Origin of the sequence: Pseudomonas cavernae (assembly GCF_003595175.1) — a bacterium.
Classification (GTDB): domain Bacteria; phylum Pseudomonadota; class Gammaproteobacteria; order Pseudomonadales; family Pseudomonadaceae; genus Aquipseudomonas; species Aquipseudomonas cavernae.
The window spans coordinates 1,474,062-1,497,714 of record NZ_CP032419.1 but is presented as its reverse complement, the minus strand read 5'-3'; the positions used below and the strand labels follow the sequence as shown (position 1 = coordinate 1,497,714).

The 23,653-nt window shown below is 63.8% G+C and carries 28 protein-coding genes; 15 read left to right on the top strand and 13 right to left on the bottom strand.

The window, feature by feature from the left end; translation table 11 throughout:
• Positions 1-78 precede the first annotated feature (78 nt).
• The 6 genes from D3880_RS06915 to D3880_RS06890 all read left to right on the top strand — a co-directional run bounded on the left by D3880_RS06915 (position 79) and on the right by D3880_RS06890 (position 4,673).
• Complete coding sequence (locus D3880_RS06915; RefSeq protein ID WP_119892752.1) at positions 79-789, top strand: rRNA pseudouridine synthase; 711 nt, start codon at positions 79-81, stop codon at positions 787-789.
• 201 nt (positions 790-990) lie between these two features.
• Positions 991-1,452 (top strand): YehS family protein, encoded by a 462-nt coding sequence (locus tag D3880_RS06910; RefSeq protein WP_119892751.1) that lies wholly within the window; start codon positions 991-993, stop codon positions 1,450-1,452.
• Positions 1,453-1,565: 113 nt separating this feature from the next.
• The gene (locus tag D3880_RS06905; protein WP_119892750.1) at positions 1,566-2,336 is read left to right on the top strand and encodes an SDR family oxidoreductase; all 771 of its coding nucleotides are present in this window, start codon (positions 1,566-1,568) and stop codon (positions 2,334-2,336) included.
• A 309-nt stretch (positions 2,337-2,645) separates the two neighbouring features.
• Positions 2,646-3,281 (top strand): DUF1326 domain-containing protein, encoded by a 636-nt coding sequence (locus tag D3880_RS06900; RefSeq protein ID WP_119892749.1) that lies wholly within the window; start codon positions 2,646-2,648, stop codon positions 3,279-3,281.
• 2 nt (positions 3,282-3,283) lie between these two features.
• Complete coding sequence (locus D3880_RS06895) at positions 3,284-4,084, top strand: DUF2182 domain-containing protein (protein WP_238474415.1); 801 nt, start codon at positions 3,284-3,286, stop codon at positions 4,082-4,084.
• A 274-nt stretch (positions 4,085-4,358) separates the two neighbouring features.
• The gene (locus D3880_RS06890) at positions 4,359-4,673 is read left to right on the top strand and encodes a cupin domain-containing protein (protein ID WP_119892748.1); all 315 of its coding nucleotides are present in this window, start codon (positions 4,359-4,361) and stop codon (positions 4,671-4,673) included.
• Between the two features lie 28 nt (positions 4,674-4,701).
• Here D3880_RS06890 and D3880_RS06885 read toward each other — a convergent pair whose 3' ends face one another.
• Both D3880_RS06885 and D3880_RS06880 read right to left on the bottom strand, forming a co-directional pair.
• A complete protein-coding gene (locus tag D3880_RS06885) occupies positions 4,702-5,190 on the bottom strand; it encodes a redoxin domain-containing protein (protein WP_177412158.1) in 489 nt (162 codons plus the stop codon).
• Positions 5,190-5,783, bottom strand: a complete 594-nt coding sequence (locus D3880_RS06880; protein WP_119892747.1) for a protoglobin domain-containing protein — start codon at positions 5,781-5,783, stop codon at positions 5,190-5,192. Before D3880_RS06880 ends, D3880_RS06885 begins: the two co-directional genes overlap by 1 nt.
• 110 nt (positions 5,784-5,893) lie before the next feature.
• Between D3880_RS06880 and D3880_RS06875 the strand changes: the two genes are divergently transcribed.
• Positions 5,894-6,280, top strand: a complete 387-nt coding sequence (locus D3880_RS06875; RefSeq protein WP_119892746.1) for a winged helix-turn-helix transcriptional regulator — start codon at positions 5,894-5,896, stop codon at positions 6,278-6,280.
• 50 nt (positions 6,281-6,330) lie between these two features.
• Positions 6,331-7,023: a tRNA (N6-threonylcarbamoyladenosine(37)-N6)-methyltransferase TrmO gene (tsaA, locus tag D3880_RS06870; protein WP_119892745.1), complete on the top strand. Its 693-nt coding sequence runs from the start codon at positions 6,331-6,333 to the stop codon at positions 7,021-7,023.
• Positions 7,024-7,161: 138 nt separating this feature from the next.
• On the opposite strand, the gene D3880_RS06865 is transcribed toward tsaA, so the two are convergent.
• Entirely contained in the window at positions 7,162-7,455 is a 294-nt protein-coding gene (locus tag D3880_RS06865; RefSeq protein WP_119892744.1) for a putative quinol monooxygenase, read from the bottom strand.
• 59 nt (positions 7,456-7,514) lie between these two features.
• On the opposite strand from D3880_RS06865, the gene D3880_RS06860 reads away from it, so the two are divergent.
• Entirely contained in the window at positions 7,515-7,925 is a 411-nt protein-coding gene (locus tag D3880_RS06860; protein WP_119892743.1) for a VOC family protein, read from the top strand.
• Positions 7,926-8,192: 267 nt separating this feature from the next.
• Here the strand turns inward: D3880_RS06860 and fpr are convergent, their stop codons facing one another.
• Positions 8,193-8,972, bottom strand: a complete 780-nt coding sequence (gene fpr, locus D3880_RS06855; protein ID WP_119892742.1) for a ferredoxin-NADP reductase — start codon at positions 8,970-8,972, stop codon at positions 8,193-8,195.
• Between the two features lie 117 nt (positions 8,973-9,089).
• Between fpr and D3880_RS06850 the strand changes: the two genes are divergently transcribed.
• On the top strand, positions 9,090-10,016 hold the full coding sequence (locus D3880_RS06850) for a LysR family transcriptional regulator (protein ID WP_119892741.1): 927 nt from the start codon (positions 9,090-9,092) through the stop codon (positions 10,014-10,016).
• A gap of 207 nt (positions 10,017-10,223) precedes the next feature.
• Here D3880_RS06850 and D3880_RS06845 read toward each other — a convergent pair whose 3' ends face one another.
• Positions 10,224-10,589, bottom strand: a complete 366-nt coding sequence (locus tag D3880_RS06845) for a diacylglycerol kinase (RefSeq protein WP_119892740.1) — start codon at positions 10,587-10,589, stop codon at positions 10,224-10,226.
• A gap of 75 nt (positions 10,590-10,664) precedes the next feature.
• Complete coding sequence (gene erdR / locus D3880_RS06840) at positions 10,665-11,315, bottom strand: response regulator transcription factor ErdR (protein ID WP_119892739.1); 651 nt, start codon at positions 11,313-11,315, stop codon at positions 10,665-10,667.
• Positions 11,316-11,440: 125 nt separating this feature from the next.
• Between erdR and D3880_RS06835 the strand changes: the two genes are divergently transcribed.
• Positions 11,441-12,331, top strand: a complete 891-nt coding sequence (locus D3880_RS06835; protein ID WP_119892738.1) for a DMT family transporter — start codon at positions 11,441-11,443, stop codon at positions 12,329-12,331.
• A 9-nt stretch (positions 12,332-12,340) separates the two neighbouring features.
• On the opposite strand, the gene D3880_RS06830 is transcribed toward D3880_RS06835, so the two are convergent.
• Positions 12,341-13,051, bottom strand: coding sequence for a tRNA-uridine aminocarboxypropyltransferase (locus D3880_RS06830; RefSeq protein ID WP_119892737.1), 711 nt, complete (start codon positions 13,049-13,051; stop codon positions 12,341-12,343).
• 289 nt (positions 13,052-13,340) lie between these two features.
• Here D3880_RS06830 and D3880_RS06825 point away from each other — a divergent pair, with 289 nt between their 5' ends.
• Positions 13,341-13,745: a quorum-sensing-regulated virulence factor family protein gene (locus D3880_RS06825; protein WP_119892736.1), complete on the top strand. Its 405-nt coding sequence runs from the start codon at positions 13,341-13,343 to the stop codon at positions 13,743-13,745.
• Between the two features lie 275 nt (positions 13,746-14,020).
• Positions 14,021-15,091, top strand: coding sequence for an LOG family protein (locus D3880_RS06820; RefSeq protein ID WP_119892735.1), 1,071 nt, complete (start codon positions 14,021-14,023; stop codon positions 15,089-15,091).
• Positions 15,092-15,259: 168 nt separating this feature from the next.
• Here D3880_RS06820 and recX read toward each other — a convergent pair whose 3' ends face one another.
• The 3 genes from recX to D3880_RS06805 all read right to left on the bottom strand — a co-directional run bounded on the left by recX (position 15,260) and on the right by D3880_RS06805 (position 17,375).
• Positions 15,260-15,724 carry a recombination regulator RecX gene (gene recX, locus D3880_RS06815; RefSeq protein WP_119892734.1) on the bottom strand — a complete coding sequence of 155 codons (465 nt, stop codon included), beginning with the start codon at positions 15,722-15,724 and terminating at the stop codon, positions 15,260-15,262.
• 8 nt (positions 15,725-15,732) lie between these two features.
• Positions 15,733-16,782 (bottom strand): recombinase RecA, encoded by a 1,050-nt coding sequence (recA, locus tag D3880_RS06810; protein ID WP_119892733.1) that lies wholly within the window; start codon positions 16,780-16,782, stop codon positions 15,733-15,735.
• An 86-nt stretch (positions 16,783-16,868) separates the two neighbouring features.
• Positions 16,869-17,375, bottom strand: coding sequence for a CinA family protein (locus D3880_RS06805; protein WP_119892732.1), 507 nt, complete (start codon positions 17,373-17,375; stop codon positions 16,869-16,871).
• Between the two features lie 74 nt (positions 17,376-17,449).
• Here D3880_RS06805 and mutS point away from each other — a divergent pair, with 74 nt between their 5' ends.
• Both mutS and fdxA read left to right on the top strand, forming a co-directional pair.
• The gene (gene mutS / locus D3880_RS06800; protein WP_119892731.1) at positions 17,450-20,017 is read left to right on the top strand and encodes a DNA mismatch repair protein MutS; all 2,568 of its coding nucleotides are present in this window, start codon (positions 17,450-17,452) and stop codon (positions 20,015-20,017) included.
• Between the two features lie 141 nt (positions 20,018-20,158).
• On the top strand, positions 20,159-20,482 hold the full coding sequence (gene fdxA, locus D3880_RS06795) for a ferredoxin FdxA (protein WP_119892730.1): 324 nt from the start codon (positions 20,159-20,161) through the stop codon (positions 20,480-20,482).
• Between the two features lie 421 nt (positions 20,483-20,903).
• Here the strand turns inward: fdxA and rpoS are convergent, their stop codons facing one another.
• The 3 genes from rpoS to D3880_RS06780 all read right to left on the bottom strand — a co-directional run bounded on the left by rpoS (position 20,904) and on the right by D3880_RS06780 (position 23,632).
• Positions 20,904-21,908, bottom strand: a complete 1,005-nt coding sequence (gene rpoS, locus D3880_RS06790) for an RNA polymerase sigma factor RpoS (protein WP_119892729.1) — start codon at positions 21,906-21,908, stop codon at positions 20,904-20,906.
• Positions 21,909-22,009: 101 nt separating this feature from the next.
• Positions 22,010-22,864, bottom strand: coding sequence for a peptidoglycan DD-metalloendopeptidase family protein (locus tag D3880_RS06785; RefSeq protein WP_119892728.1), 855 nt, complete (start codon positions 22,862-22,864; stop codon positions 22,010-22,012).
• 132 nt (positions 22,865-22,996) lie between these two features.
• Positions 22,997-23,632: a protein-L-isoaspartate(D-aspartate) O-methyltransferase gene (locus D3880_RS06780; protein WP_177412193.1), complete on the bottom strand. Its 636-nt coding sequence runs from the start codon at positions 23,630-23,632 to the stop codon at positions 22,997-22,999.
• Positions 23,633-23,653 lie beyond the last annotated feature (21 nt).

The following is a 23,653-nucleotide window of genomic DNA, read 5'->3' as shown; positions in this document are numbered from 1 at the left end:
TTCAATTGCCCCATCCCGCCCCGGCAGCGTTCGCCGCGGTTACAATGACCGCCCTGCCCCTGCTTCGGTCCCAACCTCATGTCTGAACCCCTGCGCCTGTCCAAACGCGTTATCGAACTGACCGGCTGCTCGCGCCGGGAGGCGGAGTTGTATATCGAGGGCGGCTGGGTGACGGTCGATGGCGAGGTGGTGGATGAGCCGCAGTTCAAGGTGCTGGAGCAGGCGGTTGCCCTGCTCCCCGGTGCCACCCCCGCCCCGCTGGAGCCGGTGACCTTGCTGCTGCACCAGGCCGGTGGCCTGAAAGCCGGCTCCGTTCAGGCGCTGCTCGGCCCGGCAACGCAGTGGGCGGAGGACCAATCCGGCGTGCGCCCGCTCAAGGGCCACTTCGCGCGCCTGAGCACGGCGCTGCCGCTGCAGGCACAGGCCGGCGGTCTGCTGGTGTTCACTCAGGACTGGCGCACCCTGCGCAAGCTGACCGAGGACGCCGCCAAGCTGGAGCAGGAATATGTGGTCGAGGTCAGCGGGGCAATCGCCGCCAATGGCCTCGAACGCCTCAGGCGCGGGCTAGCGTTCAAGGGCCGGGAGTTGCCGCCGGCCAAGGCCAGCTGGCAGAACGAAACCCACCTGCGCTTCGCCCTGAAGAACCCCCAGCCGGGACAGATCGCCACCATGTGCGAGGCGGTCGGCCTGCAGGTGCTGAGCATGAAGCGTATCCGCATCGGCGGCGTGCCGCTGGGCAAGGTGCCGGCGGGGCAATGGCGCTATCTGGCTGCCAGTGAACGCTTCTAAGAGCCTGTTTACGATCTGCTGCGCGTCGGCCACACATCGTTAAAAATGGCCTCGGGATGCTCATTTACAACTCGTAAACTCCGCTCCCTCGGCCATTTTTGCCTTGTCTGGCTCTAGCTCGCGAGATCGTAAACAGGCTCTAAGCACCACGCCATCACATACAAATTTTGCGGATCTTTCCGCCTCGATCAGGACACCGACATGCTCAATAACGATGTATTGCGTAGCGTGCGCTACATGCTCGACCTCAGCGACGCCAAGGTCGCCGAGATCCTCAAGCTGGCCAACTACGACATTCCCACGGCCGAAGTCAGCGCCTATCTGAAGAAGGATGACGAGGCCGGTTTTGCCGCCTGCGACGATGAGGTGCTGGCGCACTTTCTGGATGGCCTGGTGATCCACCGGCGGGGCAAGGATGAAAGCCGCCCGGCGCCGCCGATTGAACTGCCGCTGACCAACAACATCGTGCTGAAGAAGCTGCGGGTGGCGTTCGAGCTCAAGGAAGACGACATCCTCGCGCTGTTGGACGCGGTGCATCTGCCGGTGACCCGTCCGGAGCTGAGCGCGCTGTTTCGCAAGTTCGGCCACAGCAACTACCGCACCTGTGGCGACCAGTTGTTGCGCAACTTCCTCAAGGGACTGACCCACCGGGTCCGCGGCTGAGCCGTTACTGACCCAAGGCCACCTCATGGCCGGGCATTCCCAAGGGCAATAGTGCCTCCGCTGGCGGCCGGAGCCGTTTAGGGTAATGCCACCTATCGCCATGAGGACTCGCCATGCACCCGTATTTCTCCCTGCAGGGCCGCACCGCCCTGGTCACCGGCGGCACCCGCGGAATCGGCAAGATGATCGCCAAGGGCTTCGTCGAGGCCGGCGCCAAGGTCTATGTCTGCGCCCGCGATGCGCAGGCTTGCGCGGACACCGCCACTGAGCTGAGCGCCTTTGGCGAATGCCACGGGATCGCCGCCAACCTGGCCGACGAAGCCAGCGTGCAGGCCCTGGCCGCGCAGCTGGCGGAAGACCTCGGCCAGCTGGACATCCTGGTCAACAATGCCGGCACCAGCTGGGGCGCGCCGCTGGAAAGCTACCCGCTGAAGGGCTGGGAAAAGGTCATGCAGCTCAACGTAACCGCGGTGTTCAGCTGCATCCAGCAATTGCTGCCACTGCTGCGCAAGGCCGGCGATGCGCAGAACCCGGCGCGGATCATCAATATCGGCTCGGTCGCCGGGATTTCCTCCTTCGGCGAACAGGCCTACGCCTACGGCCCGAGCAAGGCGGCGCTGCACCAGCTGTCGCGCCTGCTGGCGCGCGAACTGGTCGGCGAGCACATCAACGTCAACGTCATCGCTCCCGGGCGCTTCCCGAGCAAGATGACCCGCCATATCACAGAAAATGCCGAAGCGCTGGCCGCGGATTGCGCGCATATCCCGATGCATCGCTGGGGCCGAGAGGAAGAGATGGCCGCCCTGGCGATCAGCCTGGCGAGCACCGCCGGGGCCTACATGACCGGCAATATCATCCCCATCGACGGCGGCTTCAGCCTCTGAGAACCTGTCTCGGATCTGCTGCGCGTCGGCGATACAGCGTTAAAAACAGTCTCAGAATGCTCATTTACAGCTCGTAAACTGCGCTTCTTCGACTGTTTTTGCCTTGTCTCGCTCTAGCTCGCGAGATCCGAGACAGGCTCTGAGAGCCTGCTCACGATCTGCTGCGCTCACTCGCGACGGCCCTGAACAGGCTCTGACGCCACCGGCAGGCCCCCGGTCGGCTAGTGCCAGCCTGCCGGGCCCGCTCTGCTAGCGTTATCAGTTGGGGGCCACAGCACCTCGCGCCGCCAGGGCGCAAGGAGGTAAGCCATGAGCATGGCCGACTGGCGCTTGCAGGGCGTCGAATTCGCTTCCTGTAACTGCAACTGGGGCTGCCCGTGTCAATTCAGTTCACCACCCACCCACGGTCACTGTGAGGCGGTGGTGTCGATGCGGGTGCAGCACGGGCACTTCAACGATATCTCACTGGACGGTCTCTGCTGGGTCGGCACCTTCGCCTGGCCGGGCGCCATCCACGAAGGCAACGGCCGCTGCCAGGTGTTTATCGAGGACAAGGCCACGGCGGCGCAACGCAAGGCGTTGCTGAGCATCCTCGCCGGCGAGGAAACCGATCCGGGCGCCACCGTATTCCAGGTCTTCAGCAGCACCATCAGCGAGATGTACGAGCCGCAGTTCGTGCCGATCGAGTTCTCCGTGGACATGGTGACCCGCCAGGCGCACACGCGCATCCCCGGCGTGCTGGAAGTGACCGGCGAGCCGATCCGCAACCCGGTCACCGGCGAACCCCAGGAGGCACGGCTGATTCTGCCCCAGGGCTTCGAGTTCACCGAGGCGCAGATGGCCAGCGGCAGCTACCAGACCCAGGGGGCGATCAAGATCGGCTCGCAGCATAGCCACGGACATTTCGCCCAGTTGCACTTCACCGGGCGCGGGGTGGTGCGTTAAGGGTGGCCGAGCTGCCGGCGGCGGCCCAGCGCAAGGGGCTGGCGAAGGAGCAGTGGCTGTTCCTGCTCTGCCTGCTCGCCCTCTGCGGCTTGGCCTGGCTGACGCTGCTGCGCCTGGCCGAGGACATGCGCGCACCCGGCGGCATGGCCGACTTGGCGATGGTCGGCATGCCGATGCCCTGGGGCAGCGACGGGGCCCTGCTGATGTTCGCCATGTGGGCGGTGATGATGGTCGGCATGATGCTGCCCAGCGCCCTGCCGATGCTGCTGCTCTATCAGCAGGTCCTGCGCAAACGCACGCCGACGCCGCAGCGGCACTGGGCGCTGCTGTTGTTTAGCCTGGCCTATGTGCTGGTGTGGAGTGCCTTCAGCCTGCTCGCCACCCTCCTGCAGTGGGGGCTCGAGCAGCTCGCCCTGCTCAGCCCGGCGATGCGCAGCCAGAGTGCCGGCCTGGGCGCGGGCTTGCTGCTGGTCGCGGGCGTCTATCAGTGGCTGCCGAGCAAGTCGGCCTGCCTCAAGCGGTGCCGCGGCCCGCTGCAGTTCCTGCTCGGTTACTGGCGCCCGGGAATCCTCGGTGGCTGGCGCATGGGCCTGGCCCACGGCCTGTATTGCCTGGGCTGCTGCTGGGCGCTGATGGGGCTGCTGTTCGTCGGCGGGGTGATGAATATGCTGTGGGTGGCGTTGCTCGGCGGCTTTGTGCTGCTCGAGAAGACCCTGCCCGGCGGACCCTGGCTCGGCCGTCTGGGCGGCCTGCTGCTGGTGGGCTGGGGCCTGCTCCTGCTCGGCCGGGCGGCGGCCGCCTGAATATCAGTATCGACAGAAGCCGTGTTCAACACTTAACAGGCACATAACCTAGTTGCTGGCCTAGCTGTGCGCGCACGACTCAGAAAAATCGACCGCACTGACCGCCTCGTCAACGCTCGAGCTCGACAGCATCCACCAACAGTTCAAGACTGAGCCCTGGGATCGCAGCGGCATTATCGACTGCCAGCTGCGGGTCGACCTCGAGGCCTAGTGGCGGCGCTGGCGACTGACACCCGCCGCTGTGGCCCCAGCCTGAAGCAGAAAGGAAACCACCATGCCAGGAAAGTACCCCGACAAAATCCGCTCCCTGCCGCTTTACGATGGGCGCTTCGATGCCTACCGCCTGAACGCCGACGGCGCCGATGTGCTGTTTGCCTCCTATCCGGCCGGCACCTCGATCCCGCCCCACAGCCACGACACCGACAATTACGGCGTCATCGTCCGCGGCGAGCTGATCCTGCACATGGCTGGCGAGGTCCGTCGCTATGGCGTCGGCGATTGGTACCATGTCCCCGCCCACGCCGAGCATGCCGCCGAGTTCGCCCAGGAAACCGACGAGATCGAGTTCTGGTTCACGCCGAACCCTTGACGCCCCAAACGGCTCCACGCCGGGCGGCTCAGTCGCCTGGGGCGCCTTGCTTGAGTTCCAGCAGCAGAGCACCGATCTGGGCGCCGAGCAGCAGGTCCTCATGCACGCCGAACACCTGATGACGCAGGCGGCCCCGGGCGTCGATCAGGATGCTGGTCGGGGTGCCGGGCATGGCATAGGCGCGCATGGTGCGCGGGATGCGTTCGCCATCGGGCCCGCTGGCATCGACGCCGACCGGGAAGCGGATGCGGTACTCCTGCAGGAACACGCGTAGCGCCTCCACGCCCATGGCCTCGTGGTGCTCGAACACCGTGTGCAGACCAACTACCGTCAGCGGCGCGTCGCGGAACAGCTCGGCGACGCGCTGGGCCTGGGGAATGCCATGGGCCACGCAGCCCGGGCACAGCATCTGGAACGCATGCAGCACCACCACCCGCCCGCGCAGGCTTGCCAGACTGAGCGGCTCCTGGGTGTTGAGCCAGACGCTGGTCTGCCACTCGGGGGCTGGCGCGGGCATCAGAAGTCCCCCGCATTCACGTAAGCACGGCTCCACAGGGTGACCTGCAGCAGGCACGACTTCAGCCAGGCGGCGTGCATCTTCTCGACGTCCTCGGCGGAGTGCCCCGCCTTGGCAAGGAAGGGCCTGAGGGTGAAGGTGATCGGGTAGATCAGCAGGAACAGGTCGCGGAACGGCACGATGGCACTCGCCGCGGCGCCGTCGGTGCGATTCTTCTTGCTGCGGTGGTGGCGCAGGCCGATCTCGTGCTGGTAGTCCAGCCAGCGCTGGTCGTACTCGGCGCGCGCGGTGTCGAGGATCCACTGGCCGAAGCGCCGGCGCACGGCGCCCAAGTAATCGCCAAGCGGCTGGCCATCGTGAGCGCAGAACGCGGCCAGCAAGTGCGGGTTGGCGCCGACGAAGCCATACCAGACATCCAGAATGGCCTCGACCTGGTCCTTCAAGACCTCATGGGACAGGCGCAGGTAGCGGATGTCCTGGTCATCGAAGAGCACGCTTTTGCGCATCAACGCGAAGTCGGCGAGGGTCACCGGGGATGCTGCCACGGCGGTGGTCCCGGCGCTGTAGCCGGGGATGTTCAGCGAATCGCTCATGACTGGGCTCCTTTCGTCTGGAGAGGCCGGGGCACGCGGCGGCACCCCGTCCCAGCAATCTACGCCTGGGCTAGGCTGATGTCTGGAAGGTACTTTTCGGTAAGGCGCCCATGATCGACTCGCAGAATCCAGCCCGCTCGGCCCTGACCGCCGCTGACGACGGGGCCATCCCGGTGGCGGCGATGGTCGAGAGCATCGTCGGCTGCAAGTGGTCGGTGCGCCTGCTGCAGCTGTGCGCCGAAGGCTGCCAGCGGCCCAGCGCCTTTCTGCGCGCCTGTCCGGGGCTGTCCAGCAAGGTGATGAACGAACGCTGGCAGAAAATGCTGCGCTTCGGCATCGTCCAGCGCGCGGTGCACGGCGAGAAGCCGCCGGTGGAGGTGGAATACCGGCTGACGCCGTTCGGCCAGCGCTTCCTCGGCCTGCTCGAGGAAGTGCGCCGGCTGCAGGAGGCGGTCGACCTGGGCGAACTGGCGACCCGCCGCCCGCCACCCCGCTGAGCGCCCTGGCTCGGCTATCATGAGCGCCTTTGCAGCCGGCGGTTCGCCCCATGTCCTACTCCGTCACCCCGATTGGTTTCGTCCGCTCCTGCTTCAAGGAGAAGTTCGCCATCCCCCGCCAGCCGCAGCTGGCACCCGCGGCGCGCGGGGTGCTGGAGCTGGTGGCACCCTTCGATCAGGCCGAGGCGGTACAGGGGTTAGAGCAGGTCAGCCATGTCTGGCTGCTGTTCATCTTCCATCAGGCCCTGGAAGACAAGCCGCGCCTCAAGGTGCGCCCGCCGCGGCTGGGCGGCAATCAGTCGCTGGGGGTGTTCGCCACCCGCTCGACGCACCGCCCCAATGGCATCGGCCAATCGGTGGTCCGCCTGGACAAGGTCGAGCCGGGACGCCTATGGCTGTCCGGCATCGACCTGCTGGACGGCACGCCGGTGCTGGATATCAAGCCCTATGTGCCCTATGCCGACTGCCTCGCCGGCGCGCACAACGGCATCGCCGAGCAGGCGCCGGCGCCGATCACGGTGGACTGGAGCACAACGGCGCTGGCTGAGGCCCAGGCGCATGGCGAGCGCCTCGGCGAACCGCTGGTGGCGCTGATCGAGCAATGCCTGGCCCAGGACCCGCGCCCGGCGTATCAGCAGCCAGAACCCGCGCGGCGCTACGGTGCGCGCCTGTGGGACGTGGATGTGCGCTGGCACTACCCGGAGACGGGGCGGATCACGGTGCTCGAGGTCACGCCGGCGTAGCTCGCCAGCATGCGGCCGCGTCGCAACGCCTACCGCGGCACCTGCGACCCCTAGCTTGAGGCTAATTCACGCCCGCGGCCGCCATGTACTTTCTCGGCATACTCCCGACCCTAGCGGTTTTCTGCCGGCGCCCCGAGTTTAGCCACGCACCAGCATATCGCCCTCGATGGCCTCCTGACTGAGGATCAACGGCTCGACCAGCGGCCGGCTGGCGAGGAAGTGCGGGGTGCGCATGTGCGCCTCGAAGGCCGCCTCATCGACGTAGACCTCGTACAGCCAGACCAGATCGGGATCGCTGCGGTCCTGCAGCACGTCGAAGACCAGACAGCCCGGCTCGTCGCGCACCGAGGCGGTGGCATTGATCCGAATGGCGGCCATGAAGGCCTCGAGGCTGGCGGGTTTGAGTTGGGTTTTGAGCAGCAGGCAGTACACAGCGGACTCCTTTTTGTCCTATAGTCGCGACAAATTGTATACAAAATGGAGTATTGATAATGCCCAATCGTCCCGGCCGCCTCAATGGCCTGCGCCACCTGGCGCTGCTGGTGCCCAATCTGGAAGCCTGCGAGCGCTTCTATGTCGACGTGCTCGGCATGCAGGTGCTCAACCGCGCCAACGAGGATCTGGTCTACCTCACCTGCGGCAACGACAACCTCTCCCTCGGCCGCGCCTACGCCGAAAGCAGCGGCGTGCAGGCGGTCGACCACTACGGCTTCGTCGTCGACAGCCGGGAGGAGCTGCAGGCCTGGTACGACTATCTGCAAGCCCGGGGCGTGACCCTGCTCGACCGGCCATTCGCCCATGGCGACGGCGCCTGGAGCTTCCATCTGCTCGATCCGGCCGGCAACAAGATCCAGCCGCTCTACCATCCGGCGCTGTCGGGCCAGCGCTTCAGCCAGGGCTGAGACAGAGCCAAGAAAAAGGCTATGTACCAGTTAAGGGTTGCACAGCGCTTTTTGTGGGTTAGCCGCGTAGCGGCGTAACCCACCAGCGGCGGCGCCACCCTGGACACCAGCGTCCAACCTGGTCGGTGGGTTACGCCTACGGCTAACCCACCCTACGAATCATCGCCTCAGGCATCACCTACTAGGCCTGTGCGTCCCAACACGTAACTGGGACATAGCCAAGAAAAAGCCCGCCGATGGGCGGGCTTGGGGATACAACGCTGGCGCTTACTTCTCGACGAAGGCGCGCTCGATCAGGTAGTCACCCGGCTCGCCCATGCGCGCGGAGATCTTCAGGCCGAAGCTGTCGAGCACTTCGCTGGTCTCGTCGAGCATGCTCGGGCTACCGCAGATCATCGCGCGGTCGTCCTGCGGATTGATCGGCGGCAGGCCGATGTCGTCGAACAGCTTGCCGCTGCGCATCAGGTCGGTCAGACGCCCCTGGTTCTCGAACGGCTCGCGGGTCACGGTCGGGTAGTAGATCAGTTTGTCCTTCAGCGCATCGCCGAAGAATTCATTCTGCGGCAGGTGCTCGGTGATGAACTTTTGGTAGGCGACTTCGTTCACGTAGCGCACGCCGTGAACGAGGATGACCTTCTCGAACCGCTCGTAGGTTTCCGGGTCCTGGATCACGCTCATGAACGGCGCCAGACCGGTGCCGGTGCTGAGCAGGTACAGGTGCTTGCCGGGCAACAGGTCGCTGAGCAGCAGGGTGCCGGTCGGCTTGCGGCTGACCATTAGCTCATCGCCGGGTTGCAGGTGCTGCAGCTTGGAGGTCAGCGGGCCGTCCGGAACCTTGATGCTGAAGAATTCCAGATGCTCTTCGTAGTTCGGACTGGCGATGGAGTAGGCACGCATCAGCGGGCGGCCATTCTCTTGTTGCAGGCCGATCATCACGAACTGGCCGTTTTCAAAACGCAGGCCCGGGTCGCGGGTGGTCTTGAAGCTGAACAGGGTATCGTTCCAGTGATGGACGCTGAGCACACGCTCTACGTTCAGATTGCTCATGCAGGCTTCCTCGGAAAAAACACACACGCCCGATAAGGGCTATGGCGCGGCATTCTAATGGCGGGCACAATATCTGTTAAGTGGATTATTAAGATATAGGTTATCGGTTATATAGATATGCGATTTACCTTGCGCCAACTTCAGGTGTTCGTCGCCATTGCCCAGCAGGAAAGCGTCTCGCGTGCCGCGCAATCGCTGGCGTTGTCGCAATCGGCGACCAGTACTTCACTGACCGAGCTGGAGCGGCAATCCGACTGCCAACTGTTCGACCGCGCCGGCAAGCGCCTGAACCTCAACGCTCTCGGCCGCCAGCTGCTGCCGCAGGCGGTGGCGCTGCTCGACCAGGCCAAGGAGATCGAGCGCCTGCTCATCGGCAAGAGTGGCTTCGGTTCGCTGGCTGTCGGTGCCACCCTGACAGTCGGCAACTACCTGGCGACCCTGCTGATCGGCAGTTTCATGCAGCGCCACCCCGAATGCCGGGTGCGCCTGCACGTGCAGAACACGGCGAATATCGTCCAACAGATCGCCCACTACGAACTGGATCTGGGTCTAATCGAAGGCGATTGCCAGCACCCGGAGATCGAGGTGCAGCCCTGGGTCGAGGACGAGCTGGTGGTGTTCTGCGCCCCGCAGCATCCGCTGGCGCAGCGCGGCCAGGCCAGCCTCGACGAACTCACCCGCGAGGCCTGGATTCTCCGCGAACAGGGCTCGGGCACGCGCCTGACCTTCGACCATGCCATGCGCCATCACCGCACGGCGCTGAACATCCGTCTGGAGCTGGAGCACACCGAGGCGATCAAGCGTGCGGTGGAATCCGGCCTGGGCATCGGCTGCATCTCCCGCCTGGCGCTGCGCGATGCCTTCCGCCGCGGCAGCCTGGTGGCGGTGGAAACCCCGGAGCTGGACCTGACCCGGCAGTTCTACTTCATCTGGCACAAACAAAAGTACCAGACCGCCGCCATGCGCGAATTCCTCGACCTGTGCCGCGAACTGACCGCCGGAGTAACGCGCAGCGACGCGATCGTGCTGCCGACGCTTGCCTGAGAGCCTGTTCACGATATCGCGAGCTAGAGTCAGGCAAGGCAGGCAAAAACTGCTGAGGAAGCGGAGTTTACGCGCTGTAAATGAGCATGACTCGTTTCACTCGCCCTTCGGGTCGCGCTGAAGCGCGTTAGCAGCAAGCTGCTTTCCGAGGCTGTTTTTAACGCCGTCTGGCCGACGCGCAGCAGATCGTGAACAGGCTCTGAGCAGTCAACCGAGCAGAACGGTGGCCCAGACCACGGTGATCAGGCTAAGGGCGATGAACTGCGCGGCGCTGCCCATGTCCTTGGCGTTCTTCGACAGCGGGTGCTGTTCCAGGGAGATGCGGTCGATGGCCGCCTCCACCGCCGAATTGAGCAACTCGACGATCAGCGCCAGCAGGCACACGGCGATCAGCAGGGCGCGCTCGCCGCGGCTGACGTCGCAGAAGAACGCCAGTGGAATCAGCACCACATTGAGCAGCACCAACTGGCGGAAGGCGGCCTCGCCGGTGAAGGCGGCGCGCAGGCCGTCCAGCGAATAGCCGGCGGCGTTGAGGATACGTTTCAGGCCGGTCTGGCCTTTGAAGGGCGACATAGAACGCAACTACCGAGTCGGAAGGCACCGCAAGCTAGCCCGGGCGCAGTCAAAAATGCGTGAAAGCCCGCCGGTTTAACCGGCGGGAATGGATTCCAATTGTTGCAACAACAGGGCCGCCTGGGTGCGGGTACGCACCCCGAGCTTACGGAAGATCGCCGTCACGTGGGCCTTGATGGTCGCCTCGGAGACGTTCAGCTCGTAGGCGATCTGCTTGTTCAGCAGGCCGTCGCAGACCATGGTGAGGACGCGGAACTGCTGCGGCGTCAGGCTGGCCAGGCCGGCGCTGGCGGCTTTCGCCTCGGCCGAGACGCTGGCCACTGCCTGGGTTTGCGGTGGCCACCAGGTGTCACCGTCGAGCACCAGGCGCACGGCCTGCTGGATGGTTTCCAGCGGGCTGGACTTGGGAATGAAACCGCTGGCACCGAACTCGCGCGCCCGCGCCACCACCGCCGCCTCTTCCTGCGCCGAGATCATTACCACCGGGATCTGCGGGTACTGGCCACGCAGTAGGACCAGGCCGGAATAACCGTAGGCGCCTGGCATGTTGAGGTCGAGCAGGACCAGATCCCAGTCGGCCTTCTCGCCCAGACAGGCTTCCAGCTCGGCGATGCTGGCGGCCTCAACCAGCCGCACATCGGAGCCCAGACCTAGGGTCAGGGCTTGCTGCAGCGCGCTGCGAAACAGTGGATGGTCGTCGGCAATCAGGATTTCGTAAGCAGCCATGGGCAGATCCTGTTCTTCTAATAGTGGTGGGCCGGAGGCGGCGCTCAGCATGCCGAGAGCTGCCAGGGTGGTCAAGTTGAATGCTTTACGGCACAGTTTGCCGCTTTTCCAGCCGAGACCCCACCATGCGAAGCCAAGCTCTGCGCGCCGACCTGTTGATGTTGATCACCGCGATGATCTGGGGCAGCGCCTTCGTCGCCCAACGCCTGGGCATGGACCATATCGGCCCCTACCTGTATTCCGGCCTGCGCTTCGCCCTCGGCTCGCTGGTGCTGCTGCCGCTGGTGCTGCTGCGCCGCCCGAGCGCGACAGAAAAGCCGCCGCTCAACCGCGGCCTCTGGTTCGGCGGCGGGCTGATGGGCGTGGCGCTGGCGCTGGGCATCAACCTGCAGCAGGTCGGCCTGCTGTTCACCAGCGTGACCAACTCCGGCTTCATCACCGGTCTGTACGTGATCATCGTGCCACTGCTCGGCCTGTTCCTCGGCCATCGCACCGGCATGGGCACCTGGCTCGGCGCCAGCCTGGCGGTGGTCGGCATGTTCCTGCTCAGCGTCGGCGAAAACTTCCACGTGGCCTCCGGCGATTGGCTGCAACTGGCCGGCGCCTTCGTCTGGGGCGCGCATGTGTTGCTGGTGGGCTTCTTCGCCAGCCGTTATGACCCGATCCGCCTGTCCGCCATCCAGTTCGTGGTCTGCGCCGTGATCAGCCTGCTGCTGGCGCTGGGCTTCGAAGAAATCGACTGGCACGCCATAGTCGCGGCCGGCCCGGCGATCATCTACGGCGGGGTGATCTCGGTGGGCATCGGTTACACCCTGCAGGTCATCGCACAGAAGCACGCCATCGCCTCGCACGCGGCGATCATCCTCTCGCTGGAGGCGGTGTTCGCCGCCATCGCCGGTGCCCTGCTGCTCAGCGAATCGCTGCATCTGCGCGGCTATCTCGGCTGCGCCCTGATGTTCGTCGGCATGCTGGTGGCGCAGCTGTGGCCGCGACAGGCGCATGCCAAGGCCGCCTGAGCCACTCGTCTAGAGGAAGACCTGCAGGCGTCGGTGCGCTTCGTCCTGCAGGTCCAGCGGCAGGTGATACTTGGCCCCCAGGTAATGCCCGGTGAACACATCCAGATAGGCGTCCAGCGCCTGCGCCCCAAGGTTGTCGCCGGCCAACTCCAAGCACAGCGCCGCCACTTCCGCCGTGCACAGATGGTCGTCGCGCTTGGAGCGGCGCAGACGATAGCGGGACAGCTGCTCAGGCAACAAACCGAGCACCGGCAAACGGTCGAGATAGGGGCTCTTGCGGAACATTTTGCGCGCCTCGGTCCAGGTCGCATCGAGCAGGATAAACAGTGGGCGCTTGCCCTCCTCCACCCGGACCTCGCTCACCACCCGCTCCGGCGCCGCGTATTCACCGGGAAACACCACATAGGGTTGCCACTGCGGATCACCGAGCTGCGCCAGCAAGGCCGCCTCGGCGCTGGTGCGCGACCAGCCATAGGCGCTGGTGCGCTCGACCACATCGGCAATCAGCCAACCGGTGTTGGTCGGCTTCAACGGCTCGACATCGTGCATCAACAGGCACACGCCTGCGTCTACCGCTACCCGCGGGCGCCAAGCGCACAGGCAATAGCGGAAGATCACCCGACAGCCGGGGCAGCGCTCGGAGCGCGAACCGCGGGCGATAAAGGGTTTGCTGCTGCGGGCCAGGCGCTGCGCGTACAGACGGGCGACAGCGTGACTCACAACTGCCTCGGCATACAGGGAAGGCGAGCGAACATCGACGGCTCCAACGAAACAGGGCGGCAGTTTACCAGAGCCCTGGCAGACCACTGCGCGTCCCGACAGACTGGACAGGTCGTACGCTCTGCCCCTCCTCGCCACGCGCAAACCAACCCAGCGGTAACAACCTGGCCGATCGCCGGTCAGAGCATCAGCCCCGGTCTAAGCCCGACACCAGGCGACATCTGCCGCCGAGACCCGCACAATTGCCCGGCCGGCCCAATCATCATCGTCATCGTTTCAGGAGAACTTCATGCTGCGTTTTATTGCTCCAGCCCTCGCCTTCTGCTTGGCCCTACCCGCTGCACAGGCGGCCAGCCTGAAGGACTACGAGTTGAGCAAGATGCTGGACAAGGTGGCCAAGGAAAGCAGCGCCGGCACACCGCGCGCGATCAACGAGGACATCCTCGACCAGGGCTACACCGTGGAAGGCAACGAGCTGGTCAATCACCTCAGCGTGCGCGAGGCGCATGCCGCGCAAATGCGCGCCAATCCAGACACTGTGCGCGCCCAGCTGGGCAACAGCGTCTGCCGCAACAACGGCTATCGCCAATTGCTGGCCCGCGGTGCGGTGCTGCGCTATCAGTTCAGCGAGTACAAGTCCAACCGCCCGGTGACCACCGAACGCTTCAGCAAGGCCGACTGCGGGCTGCAATAAGCGCATCCAGCACGGTTTCCCGCTCAGCGGCGGCAGGCGCAACTAATTGCATGGATGAAACATTTCGTTCATCTGCCGGATGCTTTACTTTGCGTATGCGGACAGGAAAAGCAGCCGGCCTTGCAACGGCCCGGTACCAGCGTCTAAATGGATTGACCACAATTCGCAGCCAGGAGAACGGCTCGCACTCCGAACAAGTGCCAGCAACAACCCATGTCACCGCCACGCCGAGTTTTTCGCGTGAGCCAAGGTTCCGCAGCACAAGGAGAAGTTGAATGCCTTACGAACCGGACGACTACCTATCCCGCCACTTCCAGACCAGTGGCATCGACCTCGCCAGCAAGGTTGACGAACTGATTCAGCTCACCACCCCAAGCACCAGCCCCAATCTCACGCTGTACCGGGAGATGCTGGTCACCGTCATCCGCATGGCCCAGGCCGACCGCAACCGCTGGGACGCCAAGATCATGCTGCAAACTCTGCGCGAGATGGAGCATGCCTTCAGCACCCTCGAGCAGTTCAAGCGCCGCCGCAAGGTCACCGTCTTCGGCTCGGCACGCACGCCGCCGGGGCACCCGGTCTACACCCTGGCCCGCGACTTGGGCGCCACCCTGGCGCGCTACGATCTAATGGTGATCACCGGTGCCGGTGGCGGCATCATGGCTGCCGCCCATGAAGGCGCCGGGCGCGAAAACAGTCTCGGCTTCAACATCACCCTGCCCTTCGAGCAAGGCGCCAATGCCACCATCGAAGGCAGCGAGCACCTGCTGTCGTTCCACTTCTTCTTTCTGCGCAAGCTGTTCTTCGTCAAGGAGGCGGACGCCCTGGTGCTCTGCCCCGGCGGCTTCGGCACCCTGGATGAAGCCCTCGAGGTGCTGACCCTGATCCAGACCGGCAAGAGCCCGGTCGTGCCGGTGGTGCTGCTCGACGAACCGGGCGGCAGCTACTGGCAGGACGCCCTGGACTTCATCCATCGGCAACTGGAAGCCAACCACTACATCATGCCCAGCGACATGCACCTGATGCGTCTGGTGTACAGCGCCGAGGAGGCGGCGGAAGAAATCGCCCAGTTCTATCGCAACTTCCACTCCAGCCGCTGGCTCAAGGATCGCTTCGTCATCCGTCTCAACCATGCGCTGAACGAAGCCACCCTCCGCCAACTGGACGAGGACTTCGCCGACCTGTGCAAAACCGGCGGTTTCCACCAGCAAGCCTCAGGCGAAGCCGAACGCGATGAGCCGGAACTCAGTCAGCTGCCGCGCCTGGCCTTTATCTTCAACGGCCGTGACCACGGGCGTTTGCGCGAGCTGCTGAATTTCATCAACCAGCCGCAAGCCTGGGCCTGAGCCCAGCGCCTCCCCGCACAGCATCCGTTTTCCCGACTCCCAGCCATGCGTCTAGCGCATGGCTTAAGGCTGCCCGCGATTTCTCGCATCACCAGGGAAAGCTCGTAACTGTCACGAGCCTCACGCCCCCAGCCAGTCCCAGGAGCCGGGCAGCCCCGAGAGCCGGACTCAGTCGTCGCCAGCACCACGCAGCAGCCGACCGATCAGGTCCAGGGGATAACCGCGATAGCTGAGAAAACGCCCTTGCTGAGCCCGTTCGCGAGCATCCGCAGGCAGGCGGCCGGCAAACTTGTGTTGCCAGGTTTCGAGCAGTTGCTCACGCCAGTCGAGACCACTGTCGCGCAGCGCGCGGTCGATGGCTTCACGCGGCAGACCACGCTGCGCCAGCTCCTCGCGAATGCGCAGCGGCCCATAGCCAGCGCGCGCCCGCTGGCTGACGAAGCTCTCCAGATAGCGGGTTTCCGAGAGCAACCCTTCCTCGGCGAGACGGTCGAGGGCGGACTCGATCAATTCGACGGGGGCGCCACGCCGGCGCAACTTACGGGTCAGCTCGACGCGCCCATGTTCACGGCGTGCGAGCAGATCCATGGCGGTCCGCCGTACTGCGGCAGGGGTGTCGAGTACGGCGGTCATGCTGCGGCTCAGGCGTCGAGATCGGCCAGGTCATCGGCCATGCTGGCGCCGGCTGCGGCAACCGGCGCATTGCTGCTAAGCAGCTTCTCGCGGATCTGCCGCTCGACGGTGGTCCCGACCTCTGGGTTGTCCTCCAGATACTTGGCCGAGTTGGCCTTGCCCTGGCCAATCTTGTTGCCCTGGTAGCTGTACCAGGCGCCGGACTTTTCCAGCAGCCCCAACTGCACGCCGAGGTCGATGATCTCGCCGGTGCGGTAGATGCCCTTGCCGTACATGATCTGGAACTCGGCCTGGCGGAAAGGCGGCGCCATCTTGTTCTTCACCACCTTGACGCGGGTTTCGCTGCCGGTCACCTCGTCGCCTTCCTTCACCGCGCCGGTACGGCGGATATCCAGGCGCACGGAGGCGTAGAACTTCAGTGCATTACCGCCGGTGGTGGTTTCCGGGCTGCCGAACATCACGCCGATTTTCATGCGGATCTGGTTGATGAAGATGACCAGGCAATTGGCATTCTTGATATTGCCGGTGATCTTGCGCAGCGCCTGGGACATCAGGCGCGCCTGCAAGCCCACGTGCATGTCGCCCATTTCACCTTCGATCTCGGCCTTCGGCACCAGCGCTGCCACGGAGTCGACGATGACCACGTCCACCGCATTGGAGCGTACCAGCATGTCGGTGATTTCCAGCGCCTGCTCGCCGGTGTCCGGCTGCGACACCAGCAGGTCGTCGACGTTGACGCCGAGCTTGGCCGCGTAGTCGGGGTCCAACGCATGTTCGGCATCGACGAAGGCACAGGTGGCACCCAGCTTCTGCGCTTCAGCGATCACCGACAAGGTCAGGGTGGTCTTGCCCGAGGACTCCGGGCCGTAGATCTCGACGATTCGGCCTTTCGGCAGACCGCCGATGCCGAGGGCAATGTCCAGGCCGAGCGAGCCGGTGGAAATGGCCGGAATCGCCTGGCGCTCGTGGTCGCCCATGCGCATCACCGCGCCTTTGCCGAATTGCTTTTCGATCTGGCCCAGGGCAGCAGCCAAAGCGCGCTTCTTATTCTCGTCCATTGAAGTCCTCACGTGATCAAGAGGGCCTGGTGGCCACCAACAACTGTATAAGTAGACAGTATTATTCCACAGGGCAAGTCACTCGCCTACCCCCGCCCGGGATTTTCTCCGCCCGCTAGGCGCACAAGCCCCGCCAGAGCGGCCTCGACCGTTTGTCGGCGTACTTGCGCACGATCGCCCGCGAACAGCCGGCGCTCACTCACCACCGTATCGCCATCGCCCCAGGCCAGCCAGACCGTGCCCACCGGCTTCTCCGCCGAACCACCGTCCGGTCCGGCGATCCCGCTGACCGCCACAGCGAAACGCGCGCCGCTGTAACGCTGGGCACCACGCACCATGGCCTCGACCACCTCGCGACTGACCGCACCGACTTGCCCGAACAGCTCGGCTGGCACCTGCAACTGGGCCGTCTTCTGTGTATCGGAATAGGTCACATAGCCGGACTCGAACCACACCGAGCTGCCAGGAATGCGGGTGATCGCCTCGGCAATGCCGCCGCCGGTGCAGGACTCGGCGGTGCTCACCTGGGCATTGATTGACTGCAAACGCTCGCCCAGTTGCGCGGCGAGCCGGGTTATCTGTTCCAAGGCCATCTCCGGGGTTAAAGCCAGCGGGAGGGATACCGTACACTAGGCGCTTTTGCGATTTAAACCGGACAACCACACCGATGAGCGATCTATCAGCCCACACCCCCATGATGCAGCAGTACTGGAAGCTGAAGAACCAGCACCCGGATCAGCTGATGTTCTACCGCATGGGTGACTTCTACGAGATCTTCTACGAGGACGCGAAGAAAGCTGCGGCGCTGCTGGACATCACTCTCACCGCCCGCGGCCAATCCGCCGGCCAGGCGATTCCCATGTGCGGCATCCCGCACCACTCAGCCGAGACTTATCTGGCCAAGCTGGTCAAGCTCGGCGAGTCGGTGGTGATCTGCGAGCAGATCGGTGACCCGGCCACCAGCAAGGGCCCGGTGGAGCGCCAGGTCGTGCGCATCATCACCCCCGGCACGGTGAGTGACGAGGCGCTGCTGGATGAGCGTCGTGACAACCTGCTGGCGGCGGTGCTCGGCGATGAGCGCCTGTTCGGTCTGGCTGCGCTGGACATCACCAGCGGCCGCTTCAGCGTGCAGGAACTTTCGGGCTGGGAAAACCTGCTGGCCGAACTGGAACGCTTAAACCCAGCCGAACTGCTGATCCCGGATGACTGGCCGCAAGGCCTGCCGGCAGAGAAACGCCGCGGCGTGCGCCGCCGCGCGCCTTGGGACTTCGAACGCGACAGCGCACGCAAGAGCCTGTGCCAGCAGTTCGCCACCCAAGACCTCAAGGGCTTCGGCTGCGAAAACCTGAGCCTGGCCATCGGCGCCGCCGGCTGCCTGCTGACCTACGCCAAGGAAACCCAGCGCACCGCCCTGCCGCACCTGCGCAGCCTGCGCCACGAACGCATCGACGACACGGTGATTCTCGACGGCGCCAGCCGGCGCAATCTGGAACTGGACACCAACCTCGCCGGTGGCCGCGACAACACCCTGCAGTCGGTGGTGGATCGCTGCCAGACCGCCATGGGCAGTCGCCTGCTGACCCGCTGGCTGAACCGGCCGCTGCGCCAGCGCGGCGTGCTTGAGGCGCGGCAGGAAGCAATCGCCTGCCTGCTGGAGCGCTATCGCTTCGAAACCCTGCAGCCGCAGCTGAAAGAGATTGGCGATATCGAGCGCATCCTCGCCCGTATCGGCCTGCGCAATGCCCGCCCACGCGATCTGGCGCGCCTGCGCGATGCCCTCGCGGCCCTGCCGGAGCTGCAGCGCGCCATGGCCGAACTGGAGGCCTCACACCTCGGCGAACTGGCAGTGAGTATCCGCACCTATCCTGAGCTGGCGGCGTTGCTGCAACGGGCAATCATCGACAATCCGCCGGCGGTGATCCGCGATGGCGGTGTGCTCAAGACCGGCTATGATCCCGAACTGGATGAGCTGTTGTCGATCAGCGAGAACGCCGGCCAGTTCCTTATCGACCTGGAGACCCGCGAGAAGGCGCGCACCGGCCTGGCCAACCTCAAGGTCGGCTACAACCGGGTGCATGGCTACTTCATCGAACTGCCAAGCAAGCAGGCCGAACAGGCGCCAGCCGACTACATCCGCCGACAGACCCTGAAAGGCGCCGAGCGCTTCATTACGCCGGAACTGAAAGTCTTCGAAGACAAGGCGCTGTCGGCCAGGAGCCGCGCCCTGGCACGGGAAAAACTGCTGTATGACGAATTGCTGGAGCTGCTGATCGGCCAACTGGCACCACTGCAGGACACCGCCGCCGCCCTGGCCGAACTGGACGTGCTGAGCAACCTCGCCGAACGCGCGCTGAACCTTGACTTGAATCGCCCGCGCTTCGTCGACGAAGCCTGCCTGCGCATCGAGCAGGGCCGCCACCCGGTGGTCGAGCAGGTACTGACCACGCCCTTCGTCGCCAACGACCTGAGGCTCGACGACGCGACCCGCATGCTGATCATCACCGGGCCCAACATGGGCGGTAAATCCACTTACATGCGGCAGACGGCACTGATCGTCCTGCTCGCCCATATCGGCAGCTTCGTCCCGGCGTCCAGCTGCGAGCTGTCGCTGGTCGATCGCATCTTCACCCGCATCGGTTCCAGCGACGACCTAGCCGGCGGCCGCTCGACCTTCATGGTGGAGATGAGCGAGACCGCCAACATCCTCCATAACGCCAGCGCCCATAGCCTGGTGCTGATGGACGAGGTCGGCCGCGGCACCAGCACCTTCGATGGCCTGTCGCTGGCCTGGGCGGCGGCCGAACAGCTGGCCGGGCTGCGTGCCTGGACGTTGTTCGCGACCCACTACTTCGAGCTGACCGTGCTGCCGGAAAGCGAACCCGGGGTCGCCAACGTGCACCTCAACGCCACCGAGCACAACGAGCGCATCGTCTTCCTGCATCACGTCCTGCCCGGCCCGGCCAGCCAGAGCTATGGCCTGGCAGTGGCGCAGCTGGCCGGCGTGCCAGGCGAGGTAATCCTGCGCGCCCGCGAGCATCTGGCCCGCCTGGAAACCACCAGCCTACCCCACGAGCCGCCGCGCCAAGAGCCGGGCCAGCCGATAGCCCCCATGCAAAGCGACTTGTTCGCCAGTCTGCCGCACCCCGTGCTGGAAGAATTGCTGCGCATCAATCCGGATGATGTGACTCCGCGCCATGCACTGGAGCTGCTATACGCATGGAAAGCACGAATCTAACGCGCAAGCCGCACAAGCTGGTAGAATCCCGCGCGCTTTGGGAAGCGACGGCCTATTAGCCTGGCACCATGATTATAATTTCCCGAGCAGAGGGGCCCTTTCCGTACCTGGGCCCCCAGCCGCCTGAGGAGAGAACTAGAAATGACCTTCGTCGTCACCGACAACTGCATCAAATGCAAATACACCGACTGCGTGGAAGTCTGTCCGGTGGACTGCTTCTACGAAGGCCCGAACTTCCTGGTGATCCATCCGGACGAGTGCATCGACTGTGCGCTGTGCGAGCCCGAATGCCCGGCCCAGGCCATCTTCTCCGAAGATGAAGTACCTGAGGACATGCAGGAGTTTATCGAGCTGAACGCCGAACTGGCCGAAGTCTGGCCAAACATCACCGAGAAGAAAGACTCGCTGGCTGACGCGGAAGAATGGGATGGTGTGAAGGATAAGTTGCAGCATCTGGAACGCTGATCGCCGCACGCTTGAATACAAAAGGCCCGCAAACTGCGGGCCTTTTACTTTTCTGCGGGCAAAAAAAGGGGCGGTTTGACCCGCCCACTCTTTTGTCCCTAGTCCCTTTGTTTCCGGACTCATCATCCTGATGGATCGCATCCTGCGATTTCCTGACCGCCATCCTTGGTGGCCTGTGCCTATCCCTCGACACAAGTGTGATATTAACCGTATCCGTTTCGACAACAAGCGACAGCTTTCGGCGAAAGCCCACCGAAAAACGAGTCAAACATAAAATAAAATCCTTTTAAATCAACATCTTGATAATAAATTAGCGAATTACGTATCACCCCAATATGGAAAGGCTTACACGCCATGTAAGCGATTACTTACATGACGCGCATAAAAAAACCGGCCGCGGCCGGTTTCTTATGCACTCGCGTTACTGGAACAGAGCATCGCTCGACAAGCCGTTCTTCTCCAGGATTTCCCGTAGCCGCTTCAGCGCTTCGACCTGGATCTGCCGCACCCGCTCGCGGGTCAGGCCAATCTCCTGACCGACCTCCTCCAGAGTGCAACTTTCGTGACCACGCAGGCCGAAGCGGCGTACCACCACCTCACGCTGCTTGTCGGTAAGCTCCGACAGCCACTGGTCGATGCTCTGCGACAGGTCGTCATCCTGCAGCAGCTCGCATGGGTCGGTGGGCCGCTCGTCTGTCAAGGTGTCAAGCAGCGTTTTATCGGAGTCCGGACCAAGCGAAACATCCACGGACGACACTCGCTCATTCAGGCCAAGCATGCGCTTGACCTCAGACACCGGCTTTTCCAGCAGATTGGCGATTTCTTCGGCAGAGGGTTCGTGGTCGAGCTTCTGAGTCAACTCGCGAGCCGCACGCAGGTAAATGTTGAGTTCCTTGACCACATGAATCGGCAGGCGAATCGTGCGCGTCTGGTTCATGATCGCCCGTTCGATGGTCTGACGAATCCACCAGGTCGCATAGGTCGAGAAACGAAAGCCCCGCTCCGGATCGAACTTCTCCACCGCGCGGATCAGGCCAAGATTGCCTTCCTCGATCAGGTCAAGCAGGGAAAGACCGCGATTGACGTAACGGCGGGCGATTTTCACAACTAAGCGCAGGTTGCTTTCGATCATGCGCTTGCGGCCGGCCGGGTCACCCTTTTGCGCAAGACGCGCAAAGTGCACTTCTTCTTCCGGGGTCAGCAGGGGGGAAAAACCGATCTCATTGAGGTAAAGCTGAGTTGCGTCTAGCGCACGTGTGTAATCGATGTACTTGTGTTGCTTCAATGTTGTCGCGCTTTTGGATTTGGCGCGCTTGACAGGAGCTTCTGGCTCCTCGGTCAACACTTCTTCTAAGACAAAGGCAGGCTCCATGAGGAGAACGTCATCGTCAAAGTCAAACTCCGGCGCTTCTTTGTTGAGTGCCATTGTTGTAGTTCCCTTGCTGAGTTCAACAGCGAACCCGGGTGCAGCCTCCATGGCCTCACCAGAGTCCGTCCTCCCACGTGAAGGAGCGGACTGGCAGCAAGTCAACGGTTAGGCAGGTATTGCAGTGGATCCACAGGTTTACCCTGGCGGCGAATCTCGAAATGGAGTTTCACCCGGTCAGCTCCTGTCGAGCCCATCTCGGCAATGGTCTGTCCGACTTTGACCTGCTGTCCCTCCCGTACCAACAGCCTGCGGTTGTGGCCGTAGGCACTTACGTAGGTATCGCTGTGCTTGATGATTACCAACTCACCGTAGCCCCGTAAACCACTCCCGGCGTACACCACAGAACCATCAGACGCAGCCAAAACAGGCTGGCCTAATTCCCCGGCGATATCAATGCCTTTATTCAAACTACCGTTTGATGAAAACCGCCCAATTAGAGGGCCCGTTGCAGGCCACGCCCAACCGGATGCGGAGCGCGTTACCGGCTGTACCGGAGTCTGCGCTGGTGTCGGCGAAACCGAGGATTGCACCGCTGGCGAGGGACTCGCTAGCACTGTCGGAGCGGGTGTCACGGCAGCCTTGGCCGGAGCAACCACGGGTTTGGCCGTGGCCACGGCTGGCTTCGATTGGGCGCGGCCATCGAAGCGAATCGCTTGACCGATCCGAATGGTATAGGGCGGTGGAATATTGTTGCGCGCCGCCAAAGCCTTCCAGTCCCAACCGTAACGGAAAGCGATCGAGTACAGCGTATCGCCACGCTGCACTCGATACTGGCCGGTGGTCGTTGCCGGCCGCTTGGGAGCCGCGGCCGCGCGATTGTTGCTGCGGTCGACGACCTGAACATTTCCAGACGGCGTGGTACAGCCGGCCAGCAGTGCAGCGAGAACGAGGCCACCCAGAAGACTCCGTACACTGCCGATGCGAATCCGCTGCAGAATGGCTGTGAGACTCACCTATCTCTCCCTTTTCGGTGGCCAACTGTGGCGACAAAGCTATTTTCAAGTACAACCAGCAGGGGCACAGGAGCCGTCAACCAGCACACTCCCTCCTGCTCGAATCAGCGCAAGCCTAAACTGCGCGAACCCTCAAACCACCGGGCCATGGAGCAAGGGCACGAAGCGCACCATGTCCAATACATGACGCGAGAACCCTTGTTCTTCCCGAATAATCAGCTCCAACTGCTGGACATCGCCGGCGCCCACCGGGATCACCAACCGCCCGCCCGGAGCCAGCTGATCAAGCAGCGCCTGCGGCACTTCGGCAGCCGCTGCGGTGACGATGATGCCATTGTAGGGCGCCAACGCAGGCCAGCCCTCCCAGCCATCGCCCCAGCGGAACACCACATTGCGCAGGTTGAGTTCGACCAGGCGCTCCTTGGCACGTTCCTGCAAGACCTGAATACGCTCGACGGAGAATACCCGCTCGACCAGCTGCGCCAGCACCGCGGTCTGGTAGCCGGAGCCGGTGCCGATTTCCAGCACCTTGTCCAACGGCCCGGCGGCCAGCAGCAGCTCAGTCATCCGCCCGACCATATAGGGTTGGGAGATGGTCTGGTTGTGGCCGATGGGCAACGCCGTGTCTTCATAGGCACGATGTGCCAAGGCTTCGTCGACAAACAGGTGACGCGGCGTGCGGCGGATCACCTCGAGCACACGCGGGTTCGACAGTCCCTCTTCGTAGAGGCGCTGGATCAGACGCTCGCGGGTGCGTTGGGAAGTCATGCCAATGCCACGGCGCTGCAG